Below are 19,010 nucleotides of genomic sequence, written 5' to 3'. Positions count from 1 at the left end.
TGATGAGTATCGGATTTTTTTATGCCATTGACTATTTTTCTGCGTTATGATATAATGTTAATTAATATAAAAGCGCTTCGTTCGCTTAAAAAAGGAGGAGTTTTATGATAGATCGCGATAAGGCATTTCGCACTCTGTCAGAATACGGACAGGAACATCTTATGGCACATTACGATGAACTGGATGAATCAGAAAAAAAAGATCTCCTGGATCAGATAGGCATTATTGATTTTTCCGTTCTTGATAATCTTGACGCAGAGAAAAACAGCAATTCTGTACGCGGCGTTTTTGAACCTCTCGGCGCTGTTACAATTGATGATATTGCTTCCAATAGTGTTAATTACGAGAAAACCGGAATAGAGGCTATAAAGTCCGGAAGAGTTGCAGCTGTTCTGCTCGCCGGCGGACAAGGAACAAGACTTGGCTTTGATAAGCCTAAGGGAATGTTCAATATAGGTGTTGATAAGGAATTATATATATTCCAATGTCTTATAAATAATATGCTTGATGTGGTGAAGCTCACAGGTGCATGGATCCCTCTCTATATCATGACAAGCGAGAAAAACCATAATGAAACAACAGCTTTCTTTGCAGAAAAGAATTATTTCGGTTATGATCACGGTTATATCCGCTTCTTTATACAGGACATGGCTCCTTCTGTTGACTTTAACGGAAAGATCATGATGGAAAGCAGATCAAGAATATCTGTTTCACCAAACGGCAACGGCGGCTGGTTCTCATCCCTCGTAAGAGCAGGTCTTCTTGATGAAATAAAAGAAAAAGGCGTAGAATGGATAAATGTTTTTGCTGTTGATAATGTCTTACAGCGAATTGCCGATCCCGGATTTGTAGGAGCTGTCATAGAGTCCGGGATGCAGTCGGGAAGCAAGGTCGTGAGCAAAGCATTTCCTGAAGAACGTGTTGGTGTACTTTGTCTTGAGGACGGTATGCCTTCAATTGTTGAGTATTATGAGATGACAGAAGAAATGAGGACTTTACGTAACGAAAAGGGTGAACTCGCTTATAAATACGGGGTTATACTCAATTATCTCTTTAACGTTGAAAAGCTTGAAGAGATATGCGACAGAAAGCTTCCTATTCATGTAGTCGAAAAAAAGATACCATATATGGCGGAAAACGGCGAACTTATCAAGCCTGATACTCCTAACGGTCATAAATTTGAGACCCTTGTGCTTGATATGGTTCATATGCAGGACAGCTGTCTTGCTTATGAAGTGGTTCGTGAAAAGGAATTTGCGCCTGTAAAGAATGCGACTGGTACGGATTCCGTTGACTCTGCCCGTGAGCTTCTGAAGGCGAATGGCATCGAAATATGATCTTATGCGGTATTTCATATTGAAATGCCGCTTTCATCGTATTGAATAAATTGACAAGCAGGTGAAGATACACTAATGAGAGAGCTTTTGAAATATCTTAAAAATTATAAAAAAGAACTTGTTTTGGGTCCTTTTTTCAAGCTTTTGGAGGCCATTTTTGAGCTTATTGTTCCGATAGTGATGGCAAAGATAATTGATAAGGGGATTTCACAGAATGAAAGCTCATATATTTTCAAAATGAGCGGTGTTATTGTCCTTCTCGGAGTCAGCGGACTGTGCTTTGCACTGACTTGTCAGTATTTAGCCGCAAGATGTGCATATGGTTTTGGAACCGAGTTGAGAACAGCGCTTTACAAACATATAAATTCTCTTTCATATACCAGTATCGATAAGATCGGAACTTCTTCGCTTGTAAACAGACTTACAAATGATACAAACACTGTTCAGAACGGCGTGAATATGTTCATTCGCCTTGCCGTGAGAGCTCCTTTTCTTGTAATAGGTGCTGCTGTCATGGCGATGATCATTGATCTCAGGCTGTCCCTTGTGTTTTTGGTAGTGGCCCCTCTGATTTCTATAATAATATTTATTATAATGAAAAAAACAGTACCTATGTACAAGAAAACGCAGCAATGTCTTGACAGAACATCCGTGCTTACACGGGAAAGTCTTGAGGGTGCAAGAGTAATTAGAGCTTTTTCGCGGCAGCAGGAGGAGATTGATGAATTCAAAGAAGCAGTTGATGATATAGCAGCAAATTCTGTTGCCGTGGGAAAAATATCAGCGATACTTAATCCTGCTGCATTTATGGTTATGAATCTCGGCATAATTGCTGTTATCTGGTTCGGCGGCAAGAGAATTAATATCGGCGGCCTGACCCAGGGCGAACTCACCGCCTTTACAAACTATATGACGCAGATACTTTTTGCTTTGGTGGTTCTTGCAAATCTTGTTGTTATTTTTACAAAAGCATTTGCATCAGCAAACCGTATAAGCGAGGTTCTGTCTCTTCCGTCGGAAGAGGATGGAAATATGCTTCCCGACTACAATAATGAAAATATAATAACATTTAATGATGTTTCTTTTGCTTATGAAGGCGCAGGCGATTATTCTTTGCGCAATATAAGCTTTTCAGTAAAAAAAGGGCAGATGCTTGGAATTATCGGCGGTACAGGCTGTGGTAAGTCAACGCTCGCAGGCCTGATACCATGCTTTTATAAAGCAACTGAAGGAAGTGTTCATGTTTGCGGAACCAATGTTGCAGAACTCGGAAATTCAGTTTTACGCGGCAGGATCGGCTGCGTTCCGCAGAAAGCTGTACTTTTTACGGGAACGATACGCGATAATATGAGATGGAGAAAGGCAGATGCCTCCGATGAGGAGATCATCAATGCTCTTAAAACGGCTCAGGCATGGGAGTTCGTTGAACGTTTGCCTGATAAACTTGATACTGTTATTTCACAGGGCGGAAAAAATTTATCCGGAGGTCAGAAGCAGAGAATTGCTATTGCAAGAGCCCTTGTCGGTTCTCCGGATATTTTGATACTTGATGATTCCACAAGTGCCCTTGATTATAAGACAGATCTGTCATTCAGGCACTCATTAAGCAGTGATCTTCCGGATACAACGGTTGTAATGATCTCTCAGCGTTCTACTTCACTGAAAAATGCGGATAAGATAATTGTAATGGAAGATGGTGCGGCAGTCGGCATAGGCACTCATTCACAGCTTCTGAAAACCTGTGATGTATACCATGATATATATATTTCTCAGATGAATGAAAAGGAGGATAAGGCCGATGCTTGAGACATTAAAAAGAGTATTTGTTTACGCAAGGCCTTATCTGCGTTTTTTTCTTATGACATTGCTTTTTGCAGCGCTCGGTGTGTCCATGTCTCTTGCGGTTCCTGTATTTATAGGCGAAGCTGTAGATTGCTGTGTAGGAAAGGGGAGTGTCGACTTTGAAAAACTTGTAAAAATAATAATCCTTCTTGCTCTGACCGTTATATTCAGCACTTTTTTTCAATGGCTTATGAGCTTATGCACCAATAAGCTTGCATTTCTTACTATACGTGATCTGAGAGCAGATGTTTTCAATAAACTTGAAAGAGTTCCGCTGAAATATATCGACGGTCATACAAAAGGCGAACTGACAAGCCGCGTAATAAATGATATTGAAATAGTATCCGATGGTCTATTGCAGGGATTTACTCAGTTTTTCAGCGGAATAATGACTATCATAGGCACTCTTATATTTATGATGATGATCAATTACAAGATAGCTATTGTTGTTGTAATTCTGACGCCTCTTTCTTTTATTGCAGCATCTAAAATAACCAAGGCGTCACATGATTCGTATATGAAGCAATCAAAGCTTCGGGGGGATATGGTTGCTTTTGCTGAGGAAATGGCCGGCAATCAGAAGATCGTCAAGGCTTTCGGATACGATAAGCGTGCGGAAGAAAAATTTGATGAGATCAATAATGCCTATGGAAAAATAGGCGTAAAGGCGACCTTTTTCAGTTCAATGACAAATCCGACAACACGTTTTGTCAACGGACTTATCTATGCTTCCGTTGGTCTTCTTGGAGCTCTGGGCGTTATAGGCTATTCTACATTCATCGGAACAATGACAGTAGGTAAGCTTTCAAGTTTTCTTGCATATGCAAACCAGTACACTAAGCCTTTCAATGAGATCTCAGGCGTTTTTGCCGAACTTCAGAATGCCGTTTCATCTGCAGAAAGAGTATTCAGTATTCTTGATGAAGAAGAAATTGCTGATGATTCAGACAAGGAAGTATTGACTTCTTGTGACGGTACACTAAGTTTTTCCAATGTTTTCTTTTCGTATGATCCTAAAGTAAAACTTATTCGGAATTTCAGTCTTGATGTCAAATCCGGACAGCGTATAGCTATCGTTGGTCCAACAGGATGCGGAAAATCCACTATCATAAATCTGTTACTGCGTTTTTATGATATTGACAGCGGAAAGATAGAATTATCAGGAAAAAGCATTTCCGATATAACAAGGGATAGTCTGAGAAGCTGCTTTGGTATGGTTCTTCAGGAAACGTGGGTATTTACGGGAACTGTTGCCGAAAACATAGCATACGGAGTTCCTGATGCTGACAGAGAGAGGATTATTGAGGCAGCAAAGGCTGCATATGCTCACAGCTTTATCAAACGCCTTCCGCAGGGATATGATACTGTTATAAGTGAAGACTGTGGACTTTCCCAGGGACAGAAGCAGCTGATATGTATCGCAAGGATTATGCTGATGGATCCGCCGATGCTGATACTTGATGAGGCTACAAGCTCTATTGATCTTCGTACTGAACTGCGTATACAGCGTGCTTTTTTGAAGCTTATGGAAGGACGTACAAGCTTTGTTATTGCTCATCGTCTTTCGACTATCAAGAATTCGGATGTTATACTTGTTATGAAGCAGGGGAATATCATCGAGCAGGGAAATCATGCGCAGCTTATCGAGAAAGGCGGCTTTTACGCCGAGCTCTACAATAGTCAATTCGTTTCGTGAGAATTATTTAAAACTCCATAAGTATTGGGGGGATTTTGATTGAACAAAGAATGGTCTGAACTGAACAAAACTATGCAGCTTCAGTTAAAAAAGGAAGAAACGTATAATAGCGGAAAAGAAACGCTGTTTAATCTCAGAGAACAGCTTATGGGTGTTTTGCTTTCTTTAAAAAGCGAGCTTATAAGGGAAGATTTTTACGCTATGCCTTTTATTAATGCGGAAGGCTATCATTCAAAGAGCATTGCTTATTCTGTGTGGCATATTTTCCGCATCGAAGATATAGTTGCTCATACACTTATTAACAATGACGAGCAAGTCTTCTTTAAAGATGGCTATAAAGAGCGTATCAATTCTCCTATAATCACTACAGGGAATGAACTTGTCAAAGATGAGATAGCTGCTTTTTCAAAAAAGTTAGACATCGATGAGCTGTATTCATATGCTGCAGCTGTCAAAAGCAGTACAGAGATTATAGTAAATGCTCTTACTTTTAAATCGCTGAAGAATAAGATCCCAAATGAACTAAAAGAAAAACTGGTGGATATGAATGTAGTCGATAAAGGCGAGAATTCGGCGTGGCTGATAGATTATTGGTGCGGGAAAGATATTCGCGGATTAATACAGATGCCTTTTTCAAGGCATTGGATAATGCACATCGAAGCCTGCCTGCGTATAAAAAATAAACTGAATAAGTAGCTTGTATAGAATATCCCGAGAGTATTTATGATGTTTTCGGGATATTCTTTTTATGTATAATCTTAAGTGTAAAAAAATACTTTGTTTAATTCTTGACAAACTGATCGAAATGATGTAAAATAAAATAGTATACTTATGTATTGAAAGGAATGGTCTTCAATGGGTTTAACTTTAACTGAAAAGATCCTCAGAGCACATTTAGTTGACGGTGAATATGTCAAAGGACAGGAGATCGGTATACGTATCGATCAGACTCTTACACAGGATGCTACTGGTACAATGGCTTATCTTGAATTTGAAGCTATAGGTGTTCCTCGTGTAAAAACGGAGCGTTCCGTTGCTTATATAGATCATAACACACTGCAAAACGGTTTTGAGAACGCTGATGATCACAGATTTATCGGAAGTGTAGCTAGAAAGCATGGTATTTACTTCTCACGTCCGGGTAACGGAATCTGTCATCAGGTACATCTTGAGCGTTTCGGAATCCCCGGTAAAACTCTCATAGGCTCTGACAGCCATACTCCCACAGGCGGCGGTATCGGTATGATAGCTATCGGCGCAGGCGGACTTGATGTTGCTGTTGCAATGGGCGGCGGTGCTTATTATATCACTTGTCCTAAGGTTGTTAAAGTTGAACTTACAGGCAAGCTCAGACCTTGGGTGGCTGCAAAGGACGTTATTCTTGAAGTTCTGAGAAGAATGTCTGTCAAGGGCGGCGTCGGAAAGGTTATCGAGTATTGCGGCGAAGGCGTAAAGACACTTTCTGTTCCCGAGAGAGCTACTATCACAAACATGGGAGCAGAGCTTGGTGCAACAACTTCTATTTTCCCATCTGATGAGATCACAAAGCAGTTCCTTAAGGCTCAGAAGCGCGAGGAAGTATGGACTCCTCTTGCTGCTGATCCCGATGCTGTATATGACGAAGAGCTTCAGATCAATCTCAGCGAGCTTGTTCCTCTTGCTGCCTGTCCTCATTCTCCCGATAACGTTAAGAGCGTTGAAGAGATAGGCAGACTCAAGATAGATCAGGTTTGTATCGGTTCATGTACAAACTCTTCGCTCCTTGATATGCTCAAGGTCGCTCATATCCTCAAGGGCAAGACTGTAAACCCCGATGTTTCGCTTGCAATCGCTCCCGGTTCAAAGCAGGTACTCAATATGCTTGCTCAGAACGGTGCACTTTCCATCCTTATAGACGCAGGAGCAAGGATCCTGGAGAGTGCTTGCGGTCCTTGTATCGGTATGGGACAGTCACCTAACTCAAAGGGTATCTCACTCCGTACATTCAACAGAAACTTTGAAGGACGTTCCGGCACTAAGGATGGTCAGATATATCTTGTATCTCCTGAAATGGCAGCTGTTTCTGCTCTTACAGGCTATCTTACTGACCCCAGAGAGCTTGGCGATATGCCTGATTTCCAGCTTCCCGAGGAATTTATTATCAATGACAATATGGTCGTTCCTCCTGTTGATGAAGCTGATATGGACAGCGTTGAGATTCTTCGCGGCCCCAACATCAAGCCTTATCCCGAGACATCACCTCTTCTTGAGACAATCGATGCTCCCGTATCTCTAAAGGTCGGTGATAATATAACCACAGACCATATTATGCCCGCCGGTGCAAAGATACTTCCTCTTCGTTCAAATATTCCGAAGATCTCACAGCACTGCTTTGCAGTATGCGACGAGAGTTTCCCTGAGAGAGCGAAATCTCTCGGAAAGAGCATTATTGTCGGCGGTTCAAATTACGGCCAGGGTTCTTCAAGAGAGCATGCTGCACTTGCGCCTCTTTATCTCGGTGTAAAGGCTGTTCTTGTAAAGTCTTTTGCAAGAATTCACCGTGCTAACCTTATAAACGCCGGTATTCTTCCTCTTACATTTGTAAACGAGGCTGATTATGACAACATCTCTCAGGGCGATGAGCTTGTACTTGCAGATATCAGAAAGGCTGTAGAAGCAGGAAAGTCAGAGATTACAGTTCTTAATAAGACTAACGGCAAGGAGATCCCTGTACTCTGCGAACTTTCGGGACGCACAAAGGATATCATGCTTGCAGGCGGACTCCTTGATTTCACAAGAGAATCCATGAAGTAAACATAAATGAAAATCTCAGAGATCTTACGTGATATCTTTACTGATGTGGATATAGCCAATCAGAAGTACAAAAAGGATTTAGCCGATATTTATCCGTCATCTTACGGAACGAGACACAGTGGATCATCAGCAGGTTTTTTCAAACTGTTTCTTCCTCAGTTTATCGGATTTATAATAGGGCTTGCTTTTACAAAGCTTATCGGTGCAAGTGGGGCTGCTTACATAATTTTTGGCAGTATATTCGCACTTGCGATCGGCGTATACAAAAGTGTTTCTTTTGATAAGATTGCTTTAATACCTGCAGTTATAAGAAATATCATCATCATGCTGTTGTTCTGCTTGTTAAGCGGAATAGCAGTATTGATGATGGAATGATCATTATACATTTTCATTGAATTAGATGGAGGTACGAACCAATGGCAAAAATAACCATGAAAACTCCGCTTGTTGAAATGGACGGAGATGAGATGACAAGAATACTCTGGCAGTGGATCAAGGAGACTCTCCTCGAACCATATGTAGAGCTTAATACTGAATATTATGATCTCGGTCTCAAGCACAGAGAGGAAACCAAGGATCAGGTTACTCTTGATTCTGCTGAGGCAACAAAGAAATATGGCGTAGCTGTAAAATGTGCAACTATAACTCCAAATGCTGCAAGAATGCCCGAATATAATCTTACACAGATGTGGAAGTCTCCTAACGGTACTATACGTGCGGCTCTTGATGGTACAGTATTCCGTACACCGATAATTGTTAAGGGCATAGAACCTTATATCCCTACATGGACCAAGCCTATCACAATAGCTCGTCACGCATACGGCGATGTATATAAAAATACAGAAATGCGCGTTAGCAAGGGAAGCAAGGCCGAACTTGTCGTTACTGACGAAAACGGAAACGAAACCCGCGAGCTTATCCATGATTTTACAAAGTGTGATGGCATCATACAGGGACTTCATAATCTTGATGCTTCTATCGCCGGCTTTGCAAGAGCTTGTCTCAATTACGGACTTGACCTTAAGCAGGATGTATGGTTTGCTTCAAAGGACACTATCTCTAAGAAGTATGATCACCGTTTCAAGGACATTTTCCAGGAAATTTATGATAATGAGTACAAAGAAAAGTATGAAGCTGCAGGAATTGAATACTTCTATACTCTTATTGATGATGCTGTTGCAAGAGTTATTCGTTCAAATGGCGGATATATCTGGGCTTGCAAGAACTACGACGGCGATGTAATGTCGGATATGGTGTCTACAGCTTATGGAAGTCTTGCTATGATGACATCTGTACTGGTATCACCTGATGGAATTTACGAATATGAGGCTGCTCACGGTACAGTACAGCGCCACTACTATAAGTACCTCAAGGGTGAAGAGACTTCAACAAATTCTGTTGCAACAATTTTTGCATGGAGCGGTGCTCTCCGCAAGAGAGGTGAGCTTGATGGTACACCTGAGCTCTGCAGCTTTGCTGATAAGCTTGAAAAGGCTACAATACAGACTATTGAAGATGGAGTAATGACAGGCGACCTTTATCTTATCTCCAAGCTTGACAACAAGAAAAAGGTTGATTCCAAGACTTTCCTTGATGAAATTAAGGTCAGACTTGAAAAATTAATGTGATAAGAGAGAAGGCACACCGTAATGTCAAAGAGTTCAATATCTAATTCAGTAATAAGAAGGCTTCCTCGGTACTACCGTTTCCTTGGTGAGCTGGAGAATAACGGCTATGTCCGCATTTCTTCAAGAGAGCTTTCAGAAAAAATGGGACTTACTGCGTCCCAGATACGCCAGGATTTCAACTGCTTCGGTGAGTTCGGACAGCAGGGATACGGTTATAACGTAAGTGACCTTCGTATTGAAATAGGCAAGATCCTCGGACTTGACAAGCAGACACCAATGATACTGCTCGGTGCAGGAAATCTCGGAAAGGCTATTGCTGCTCACATTGATTTCCGCAATAAAGGCTTTGATCTTATCGGAGCATTTGATGTTAATGAGGGGATCATAGGTAAAGAAATAGGCGACCTGAAGGTCAGAGGAATAGATGAACTCAGTACATTCTGCGCTGAGAATAAGCCTGTAGCTGCTATTCTCTGTGTACCGATGGGTGCTGCTGAGAAGCTTGCAAATACCCTTATAGAATGTGGCGTCAAGGCTTTCTGGAATTTTACACATTATGACCTTAAGGTAACACATAAGGGTGTAGCCGTTGAAAATGTTCATCTCGGCGATAGCCTTACAACTCTTTCGTACTGTTTGAATAATCTAAACAATAGCGAAAAATAATCATTAAAGCAGGTTATTCTATAACCTGCTTTTCTTCTGTGAAGAATGTGAAAAAAATATCAATGTTTTACGCTTGATATATGTTATTTTATATTTTGCAATTCCGAATAGTTATTGCGTCTTGAAAGGCATGGCAAGCGCGGTGCACTAAACCTATGGTTGAAGGTCGCTGTTTTAGTTATCAAAACTATCGTATTAATAATACGCAAAAGCTTATTTTACCAGAAAAGCTCAAAATCGCAAGTTAAATGCAACAAAAAATGTGCGATATTTTCACATATATATGTGATGTACAAATTTGTGATATACAAACTAATATACCATTAACACGCGCACTCATTTTGAGCTTAATATGCTATTGTTAATTATATATCAATATAAGAATAGCGATATTCTTAAACTGAATTTGAATTTATACGCAGATACTGGTATACTTATTATATAAGTTTGTAATAGAGGCGCTTTCTGTTGTTTTGATGGTCAGCGCTGTGACTATTATATGGGAGAGTTGATTTATATGGATTATCGTATTGAACATGATTCTATGGGTGAAGTAAAGGTTCCTGCCGACAAGTACTGGGCTGCTCAGACTGAACGCAGTCATGAAAATTTTCTTATTGGAGTCGGAATCGAGACTATGCCGAGAGAGATTACACATGCTTTCGGTATACTGAAGAAGGCTGCTGCACTTGCAAACCATGATCTTAAACCTGAGAAGATGACCGACGAAAAGCTTTCTGCTATTTCAAAGGCTTGCGATGAGGTCATAAGCGGTTCACTTAATGATCATTTTCCTCTGGTTGTATGGCAGACAGGAAGCGGAACACAGTCAAATATGAATGCCAATGAGGTAATTGCCAACAGAGGTAATGAGATCGCAGGTAAAAAGCTTCTTCATCCGAATGATGATATAAATATGAGCCAGTCTTCAAACGATACTTTCCCTACTGCAATGCATATTGCAGCTGTTATCTCGATTGAAGATAAAGTTGTTCCTGCTTTGGATATTCTTATTGATACTTTCAAACGTCTTGAGGAAGAGAATGAAGGTATCGTAAAAAGCGGACGTACACATCTCCAGGATGCTACACCTATAAAATTCTCTCAGGAAATAAGTGGTTGGAGAGCTTCTCTCGAAAAAGACAGAAAAATGATACTTACAGCCTGCGATGAACTTCGCGAGCTTGCTCTCGGAGGTACTGCTGTAGGCACAGGACTGAACGCTCCTAAGGGTTTTGCAGAGAAATCTGCCGAGGCTATCAGTGCTCTGACCGGCAAGAAGTTTGTTACATCACCGAATAAATTCCATTCGTTAACCTCCAAAGATGAGATAGTTTTTGCTCACGGTGCGCTTAAAGCACTTGCCGCTGACATGATGAAAATCGCAAATGATATAAGATGGCTTGCATCAGGTCCACGCGATGGTCTCGGAGAGATCTTCATTCCCGAGAACGAACCCGGTTCGTCTATCATGCCCGGAAAGGTAAATCCTACACAGTGTGAGCAGGTGACTATGGTCGCAGTTCAGGTTATGGGTAACGATGTGGCTGTAGGTATGGCTGCATCACAGGGTAATTTTGAACTTAACGTATTTATGCCCGTATGTGCATATAATTTCTTGCAGTCAGCAAGACTTCTTACTGAGTCTATCGTTTCGTTCAATAAGAACTGTGCTGTCGGAATTAAAGCTAATAAAGAGAAGATGCATCACAATCTTCATAATTCACTTATGCTCGTGACTGCTCTTAATCCTTATATCGGATACGAAAATGCGGCTAAGACCGCTAAGAAGGCATTTAAAGACAATATTTCCCTTAAGGAGGCTTGTGTTGAGCTTGGTTTTCTCACAGCTGAACGCTTTGATGAAGTTTTCCATCCCGAGGAAATGGTCTGATATAAAATGAAAGGATGCGTAAATATGGAAACTTTTACATATTATCCGGGCTGTACGCTGAGAACCCAGGCGAAGGATCTTGACAGATATGCGAGATCTTCGGCTGAAGCTCTCGGCATCTCTCTTGAGGAGCCTTCGGACTGGCAGTGCTGCGGCGGAGCATATACCACTGCAAAAGATGAAATTGCTACAAAACTTTCAGCTGTAAGGACACTTAATTCCGCAAAGGAAAACGGAAGACCTCTGATCACAGTCTGTTCGGCTTGTCACAACGTTATAAAACAGACCAATTATGATATTTCCAATGATGAGGAAATGGCTTCAAAGGTAAATAATTACCTTAAGCTTGACGAACCTTATAACGGTGAAACAACTGTATATCATTATCTTGAGCTGTTGCGCGATGTAATAGGCTTCGACAATCTTTCGCAAAAAGTTGTAAATCCATTTAAAGGCAAAAAGATCGCCGCTTATTACGGATGTCTTCTTTTAAGGCCTTCCAAGGCTCTGGCTATGGACGATCCTGAAAATCCCGTTATAATGGAGGATTTTATCAAGGCTATCGGCGGTACACCTGTGATCTATGCGCAGAGAAATGAGTGCTGCGGCGGATATATAACTCTTGAAGATAAAGCTCAAGCAGCTAAGAGAAGCTCTGCTGTAATGCAGTCCGCCAAGGATCAGGGAGCAGATATGATAATAACTGCCTGTCCGCTTTGCCTTTACAATCTAAAAAAGAATTCAGGCTCAGATTTGCCTGTTTACTACTTTACCGAGCTCCTTGCCGAAGCTCTTGGCGTAAAGGAGGAGAGCAATGAATAACAATCTCAAAGAACAGGTGCTTCGTTCAAGCGGTGTAAACGTGCTAAAATGTATGCGCTGCGGTAAATGTTCGGGTACTTGTCCGTCATATGATGAAATGGAATATCATCCTCATCAGTTTGTCTATATGGTAGAAAAAGGCGATATTGATACTCTTATGAACTCAAAGTCCATATACAAATGCCTTACCTGCTTTGCCTGTGTAGACAGATGCCCCCGTAACGTTGAGCCTGCCAAGGTCGTTGAGGCGGTACGTCTCGCTGCGGTTCGCCAGCAGGGAAACAACCATATGAATCCTAATCAGATACCTGATATGCTTGATGACGATATGCCACAGCAGGCTATTGTTACAGCTTTCAGAAAGTACATAAAGTAAGGAGGAGATCACATTATGCAGAGAATAGGAGTATTCGTCTGTCATTGCGGAACGAATATTGCTGCTACGGTTGACGTTAAGACTGTGGCGGAAACTCTTGGGCATGAACCGGGTGTGGTCATCTCCCAGGATTACCAGTATATGTGTTCGGAATCGGGTCAGAATCTTGTAAAGAATGCTATCAAGGAGCATAATCTTACAGGCGTTGTGGTTTGTTCATGTTCTCCGCGAATGCATGAAAATACATTCAGAAAGGCAGCTGCTGCTGCCGGTCTCAACCCTTATCTCGTTGAGATAGCAAATATAAGAGAACAATGCTCATGGATACATAAGGATATCGCGACCGCAACCGAAAAGGCTGTGATTCTTGGTAAAGCAGCTGTAGCCAAGGTTCATCTCAACGCGCCTCTTACAGCAGGAGAGAGTCCTGTCGCGAAGAGGGCACTTGTTATCGGCGGAGGAATTGCTGGAATTCAGACTGCTCTGGATATTGCCGAAGCAGGTTTCGATGTGGACATAGTTGAGAAGAATCCGACTATCGGCGGTAAAATGGCTCAGATAGACAAGACCTTCCCGACTCTTGACTGTGCAGCTTGTATTCTCACGCCTAAGATGGTCGAAGCTTCACAGAATGAGCATATAACAATACATTCATTCAGCGAAGTTACTGATGTAAAAGGTTTTGTAGGCAACTTTACTGTTACGATAAAGAAAAAGGCACGTTATGTCGATGAGACAAAGTGCACAGGCTGCGGTCTCTGTACGGAAAAATGTCCTATGAAAAAGGTGCCTAACGAGTTCAATATGGGGCTTGACAACAGAAGTGCGATATATATTCCTTTTGCACAGGCAGTTCCTAAGGTAGCGACTATTGATCCGAATTACTGTATGATGATGAAGACAGGCAAATGCGGTGCATGCTCAAAGGTCTGCTCAGTAGGCGCTATCGACTACAAGCAGCAGGATAAGTTCATTGAGCAGAAGTACGGCGCTATTGTGGTTGCTACAGGCTTTAATCCGATAAATCTCGATAAATATGACGAGTTCGCATACAATCAGTGTCCTGATGTAGTTACTTCTCTTGAACTTGAGCGTCTTATGAATGCCGCAGGACCAAACGGCGGAACTCTTCTTCGTCCTTCGGATAAGACCCATCCCCATAAGATAGTTTTTGTACAGTGTGTTGGTTCAAGATGCGATGACAGTAAGGGCAAGCCTTACTGCTCCAAGATATGCTGTATGTATACCGCAAAGCACGCAATGCTAATACGTGAGAAATACCCCGATACTGAGGTGTATGTATTCTACATTGATGTTCGTACTCCCGGTAAGAATTTTGACGAATTCTATCGCCGTGCAGTTGAACAGTACAATGTTCATTACATCAAGGGTATGGTAGGCAAGGTAACTCCTCGTTCAGACGGAAAGATAGATGTTCAGGCTTCAGATCTGCTTGCAAACGAACAGCTCCATATCGATGCGGATATGGTAGTTCTTGCAGCTGCTATCGAACCTGATAAGACTGCACGTCCGCTGGCAACAATGCTCACGACTCAGATGGATACAAATGATTTCTTTACCGAGGCTCATCCGAAGCTTCGTCCAGTAGAGAGCGCCACAGCAGGTATCTTCCTTTCAGGCGCTTGTCAGGGACCAAAGGATATACCTGAAACAGTTGCACAGGCAAGTGCGGCAGCAGCAAAGGCTATCGGACTTCTTGTAAAGAACAGTATAACCTGCAATCCTTGTGTTGCTCATTCCGACGAGCTAATGTGCAACGGCTGTTCGTCATGTGAAAAGGTTTGTCCTTACGGAGCTATCACATATATTGACAAAGAATTCAGAATGCCTGATCGTACAACAGCTTTAAGAAGAGTTGCAAGCGTAAATCCTGCTGTATGTCAGGGATGCGGTGCTTGTACAGTTGCTTGTCCTTCGGGAGCTATGGATCTTAACGGCTTCTCGAACAGTCAGATTATGGCGGAGGTAGACGCGATATGCAAGTAAATGAAAATAAAGAATTTGAACCGCTGATCGTTGCCTTCTGCTGTAACTGGTGTTCATATGCAGGCGCCGATCTTTCGGGTACAAACAGACTTAATTATCCTACAAATGTTAAAATAATCAGAGTGCCTTGTTCTTGCAGAGTAAATCCTATGTTTATTCTCAGAGCTTTCCAGCGCGGAGCTGACGGAGTAATTCTCTGCGGCTGTCATCCCGGTGACTGCCATTATACATCAGGCAACTATTTTACCAGAAGAAGAATGACTCTTCTTTTCAGTATGCTTGATTTCCTTGGTATCGAGCGTGACAGAACAAGAGTTGAATGGGTTTCGGCCGCTGAAGGCGCTAAATTTGCCGCTACAATGAATGAATTTACCGAATCAGTCAAGAAGCTCGGACCTAACCGCAGATTGGAGGATTTACGATGCAGGAAGCAATGATAAATAAAGCAAAGCAGCTTTTGGCTGACGGCACCGTGAATCGTGTTATCGGCTGGAAGAGGGGAGAATTCGCTTACGATATTACTCCTGCTGTTTTTGAAAGCGCCGAAGAACTCGATAGCGAATTCGTATATGATGATTTTACCTCTGCTAATGTGTCAAAGTATCTTGTAAAAGAGTGTAAAAAAGAAGGCAGGATCCTTGCTTTTCTCAAACCTTGTGATACATACAGTTTTAACCAGCTTATAAAGGAACACAGGGTTGTTCGTGAGAACGTTTACATCGTCGGTATACCGGGCGGTCCTAAGCTTGACGCTGAGAAGATAAAAGCAAAGGGAATAACAGGTATACTTGGCGTGAAGAACGAGAATTATACTCTTAAAATAGACACAGTTTACGGCGAGGAGACTATGCCTTTCTATGAGGCTATCCTTGATAAGTGCGCTTCATGCAAGAGCAAAAAGCACGTTGTTTATGACGAACTCATTGGAGAGGACGGAGATGTTCTTGACTCCAACCGCTTTGATATGGTAGAAAAGCTTGAGAATATGAGCGCACAGGAGCGTTATGACTTCTGGCGTGAGCAGCTTTCAAAGTGTATACGCTGCAATGCGTGCAGAAATGTCTGTCCTGCCTGCACTTGTGAGAAGTGCGTATTTGATAACCCGAATTCAGGCGTTGAGAATAAAGCTCCTGCTGACAGCTTTGAAGAGAATATGTTCCACATTATCCGTGCATTTCATGTTGCCGGAAGATGTACAGACTGCGGCGAGTGTTCAAGAGTATGCCCTCAGAATATCCCGCTTCATCTGCTGAACAGAAAATTTATTAAAGATATAAACTCTCTTTACGGCGAGTATCAGGCAGGTGAGGATACTACTTCAAGAGCTCCTCTTAATGATTACAATAAGGATGACTGCGAAGCAAGTATTGTCCATGAAAGGGGAGTAGAATAATGCTGAAAATATCACTTGATAAGCTCGATAAGCTTTTTGAAGCAATTGCAGCTTCACAGACTCTCTATATCCCTGCTGACCGTGAAGACGGAGCTGCTGAGTACAGAAAGTATGAAAGCGGAATGAAACTCAGCAATAAGCTCAATACTCTGCGCAGTGCAAAGGATTTCTTCTTCCCTCAGACTGAAAATCTTGTTGATTTCAAGATGGAAGGCAAGAATATAGATGTCATTGATGTCAGGGAAGAATCGGAAGATTTTGTTATATTCGGCGTCCGTGCCTGCGACGCAAGAAGCTTTACAATACTTGACAAGGTATTTCTTGCCGAACCCGTAGACAGCTACTACAAGAATCGCCGTGATCACAGTACGGTTGTTACTATGGCTTGCACTCGTCCTGCAGAGACCTGTTTCTGCGGCACTTTCGGCATTGATGCATCTGCTCCGGAAGGCGATGCTGCCTGCTTCAGTGATGGTGAAAACCTCTTCTTTGAAGCACATAACGAAAAGGGACAGAAGTTTATTGATTCTATATCGTCTTTACTTGAAGAAGGTAATACCTCTAAGCTTGACGATGTGCGCGAAAAGACAAGAGATATCCTTAAAAAGCTTCCGCTTGCCAATCTCTCTACTGATAATTTTGGTGGAGACAAGCTCAACGAGTACTTCAACTCCGACAAGTGGGGAGAGCTTTCAGAGAGCTGTCTCGGCTGCGGTACCTGTACTTTTGTATGTCCTACCTGTCAGTGCTATGACATTAAGGACTTCAATACAGGCCATGGTATTAAAAGATTCCGCTGCTGGGACTCATGTATGTATTCAGATTTTACCAAAATGGCTCATGGTAATCCGAGACTTACTCAGCTTGAACGTTTCCGTCAGCGATTCATGCACAAGCTGGTGTACTTCCCTGCAAACAATAACGGCGAATTCGGCTGTGTTGGCTGCGGAAGATGTCTCTCAAAGTGTCCGATATCCATGAATATCGTCAAGGTAATGAAAGCATTGGAGGTAAAGTGATGAATAACGATACATTGATACCTTACATTGGTGTAGTTACCGATATAAGACAGGATACTCCCGATGTAAAGACATTCAGAGTTGTTTCTCCCGAGGGCGGAAAGGTATTCGAGCATATGCCCGGCCAGTGCGCAATGCTCTCCATTCCTGGCGTTGGTGAAGCTATGTTCTCGATAACTTCTTCTCCTACGAACACAAAATTCATGGAATTCAGCATAAAAAAATGCGGCTGTCTCACTACATGGCTCCATGCTATGGACGTCGGACAGCAGATAACGATAAGAGGACCTTACGGAAACGCATTTCCTGTTGAGACTGAATTAAAGGGAAAAGATCTTCTCTTTATTGCAGGCGGTATCGGTCTTGCGCCTCTCCGTTCCGTTATAAACTATGTACGTGATAAACGTGCCAACTACGGCGATGTACAGGTAATATACGGCTCACGTTCAAAGGATGACCTTGTTGACTACAAGGAGATAATAGACGAGTGGATGACCGATGACGGTATAAAAGTTGATCTTACAATAGATAATCCGCAGGAAGGCTGGGACGGTCATGTCGGATTCGTCCCCAACTATGTGAAGGAGCTCAATCCTTCAATAAATAAGACTGTTCTGATCTGCGGACCTCCGATTATGATAAAGTTCACTCTTGCAGGTCTGAAGGAACTTGGTTTCAAGGAAACTCAGGTCTACACTACTATGGAGCTTCGTATGAAGTGCGGAGTCGGCAAGTGCGGACGCTGCAATATCGGCAATAAGTATGTATGTAAGGACGGACCTGTTTTCCGTTTTGATCAGCTTGGGGAACTGCCCGACGAATACTAATAAGGAGATACTCGCATGGATAATATGTTGAATGTTTACCTGTTCGGCAAGAAGTACGAAGTGCCCGCAGGTCTTACAATAATGACAGCTATGGAATATGCAGGCTACGACCTTGTAAGAGGATGCGGCTGCCGAAACGGCTTCTGCGGAGCTTGTGCAACTATATACAGAATAAAGGGCGAGATAGAGCTTCACGGATGTCTTGCCTGTCAGACTGAAATTCAGGAAGGTATGTATATCGCTACACTTCCTTTCTTCCCTCTTGAAAAAAGAATTTATAACATTGAAGAGATAAAACCCACACAACAGATAATGATGCAGCTCTATCCTGAGATTTACAGCTGTATCGGCTGCAATGCCTGTACTAAAGCTTGTACTCAGGAACTGAATGTTATGCAGTATATCGCATACGCTCAGAGAGGCGAGTACGACAAATGTGCTGAGGAAAGCTTTGACTGTGTAATGTGCGGAGTATGTTCATCAAGATGTCCCGCAGGTATTTCCCACCCACAGGTAGCTATGCTTGCAAGACGTCTTAACGGCAAGTACATTGAACCCGAGTGCGGACATCTCTCCGATAGAGTAAAGGAAGTAAACGAAGGTATCTTCGATAAGGAGATCGAAGAACTTATGACAAAGGCGGTTGATAATATCGAAGAGATCAAAGATATGTACAACCACCGCGAGATCGAGAAGTAAGGGGGAGAGAG

At 42.3% G+C, this 19,010-nt stretch carries 17 protein-coding genes; all 17 read left to right on the top strand.

Going from position 1 to position 19,010, the window contains the following annotated elements:
• Nucleotides 1-104 precede the first annotated feature (104 nt).
• The 17 genes from RF007C_RS08850 (at nt 105) to RF007C_RS08770 (ending at nt 18,999) form a co-directional block, all read left to right on the top strand.
• Nucleotides 105-1,337: a UTP--glucose-1-phosphate uridylyltransferase gene (locus RF007C_RS08850; protein ID WP_051456602.1), complete on the top strand. Its 1,233-nt coding sequence runs from the start codon at nt 105-107 to the stop codon at nt 1,335-1,337.
• A 75-nt stretch (nt 1,338-1,412) separates the two neighbouring features.
• The gene (locus RF007C_RS08845) at nt 1,413-3,143 is read left to right on the top strand and encodes an ABC transporter ATP-binding protein (protein WP_037299190.1); all 1,731 of its coding nucleotides are present in this window, start codon (nt 1,413-1,415) and stop codon (nt 3,141-3,143) included.
• Complete coding sequence (locus RF007C_RS08840) at nt 3,136-4,875, top strand: ABC transporter ATP-binding protein (RefSeq protein WP_082316739.1); 1,740 nt, start codon at nt 3,136-3,138, stop codon at nt 4,873-4,875. Before RF007C_RS08845 ends, RF007C_RS08840 begins: the two co-directional genes overlap by 8 nt.
• Before the next feature lie 39 nt (nt 4,876-4,914).
• Entirely contained in the window at nt 4,915-5,571 is a 657-nt protein-coding gene (locus tag RF007C_RS08835) for a hypothetical protein (protein ID WP_037299188.1), read from the top strand.
• A 159-nt stretch (nt 5,572-5,730) separates the two neighbouring features.
• Nucleotides 5,731-7,668, top strand: coding sequence for an aconitate hydratase (locus RF007C_RS08830; protein ID WP_037299187.1), 1,938 nt, complete (start codon nt 5,731-5,733; stop codon nt 7,666-7,668).
• A gap of 6 nt (nt 7,669-7,674) precedes the next feature.
• Nucleotides 7,675-8,043 (top strand): hypothetical protein, encoded by a 369-nt coding sequence (locus RF007C_RS08825; protein WP_037299186.1) that lies wholly within the window; start codon nt 7,675-7,677, stop codon nt 8,041-8,043.
• Between the two features lie 41 nt (nt 8,044-8,084).
• On the top strand, nt 8,085-9,296 hold the full coding sequence (locus RF007C_RS08820; protein WP_037299185.1) for an NADP-dependent isocitrate dehydrogenase: 1,212 nt from the start codon (nt 8,085-8,087) through the stop codon (nt 9,294-9,296).
• A 21-nt stretch (nt 9,297-9,317) separates the two neighbouring features.
• On the top strand, nt 9,318-9,962 hold the full coding sequence (locus RF007C_RS08815; RefSeq protein WP_037299184.1) for a redox-sensing transcriptional repressor Rex: 645 nt from the start codon (nt 9,318-9,320) through the stop codon (nt 9,960-9,962).
• A 517-nt stretch (nt 9,963-10,479) separates the two neighbouring features.
• The gene (gene fumC, locus RF007C_RS08810) at nt 10,480-11,856 is read left to right on the top strand and encodes a class II fumarate hydratase (protein ID WP_037299183.1); all 1,377 of its coding nucleotides are present in this window, start codon (nt 10,480-10,482) and stop codon (nt 11,854-11,856) included.
• Nucleotides 11,857-11,880: 24 nt separating this feature from the next.
• Nucleotides 11,881-12,678, top strand: coding sequence for a CoB--CoM heterodisulfide reductase iron-sulfur subunit B family protein (locus tag RF007C_RS08805; RefSeq protein ID WP_037299182.1), 798 nt, complete (start codon nt 11,881-11,883; stop codon nt 12,676-12,678).
• Nucleotides 12,671-13,054: a 4Fe-4S dicluster domain-containing protein gene (locus RF007C_RS08800; protein WP_037299180.1), complete on the top strand. Its 384-nt coding sequence runs from the start codon at nt 12,671-12,673 to the stop codon at nt 13,052-13,054. The genes RF007C_RS08805 and RF007C_RS08800 overlap by 8 nt, the downstream gene beginning before the upstream one ends.
• Nucleotides 13,055-13,069: 15 nt before the next feature.
• Nucleotides 13,070-15,061, top strand: a complete 1,992-nt coding sequence (locus RF007C_RS08795; RefSeq protein WP_037299179.1) for a CoB--CoM heterodisulfide reductase iron-sulfur subunit A family protein — start codon at nt 13,070-13,072, stop codon at nt 15,059-15,061.
• A complete protein-coding gene (locus RF007C_RS08790; RefSeq protein WP_019678722.1) occupies nt 15,052-15,498 on the top strand; it encodes a hydrogenase iron-sulfur subunit in 447 nt (148 codons plus the stop codon). The genes RF007C_RS08795 and RF007C_RS08790 overlap by 10 nt, the downstream gene beginning before the upstream one ends.
• Complete coding sequence (locus RF007C_RS08785) at nt 15,483-16,454, top strand: 4Fe-4S dicluster domain-containing protein (protein WP_037299177.1); 972 nt, start codon at nt 15,483-15,485, stop codon at nt 16,452-16,454. Before RF007C_RS08790 ends, RF007C_RS08785 begins: the two co-directional genes overlap by 16 nt.
• Nucleotides 16,454-17,473, top strand: coding sequence for a 4Fe-4S dicluster domain-containing protein (locus RF007C_RS08780; protein WP_037299175.1), 1,020 nt, complete (start codon nt 16,454-16,456; stop codon nt 17,471-17,473). Before RF007C_RS08785 ends, RF007C_RS08780 begins: the two co-directional genes overlap by 1 nt.
• Complete coding sequence (locus RF007C_RS08775) at nt 17,473-18,300, top strand: FAD/NAD(P)-binding protein (RefSeq protein ID WP_037299173.1); 828 nt, start codon at nt 17,473-17,475, stop codon at nt 18,298-18,300. Before RF007C_RS08780 ends, RF007C_RS08775 begins: the two co-directional genes overlap by 1 nt.
• Nucleotides 18,301-18,315: 15 nt before the next feature.
• Nucleotides 18,316-18,999, top strand: a complete 684-nt coding sequence (locus tag RF007C_RS08770; protein ID WP_037299171.1) for a 4Fe-4S dicluster domain-containing protein — start codon at nt 18,316-18,318, stop codon at nt 18,997-18,999.
• Nucleotides 19,000-19,010 lie beyond the last annotated feature (11 nt).

The sequence above is a fragment of the Ruminococcus flavefaciens 007c genome, from assembly GCF_000571935.1.
In the GTDB taxonomy this organism is placed as follows: domain Bacteria; phylum Bacillota; class Clostridia; order Oscillospirales; family Ruminococcaceae; genus Ruminococcus; species Ruminococcus flavefaciens_F.
The sequence above is the reverse complement of the archived record's forward strand: the minus strand, read 5'-3'. Positions and strand labels throughout refer to the sequence as shown.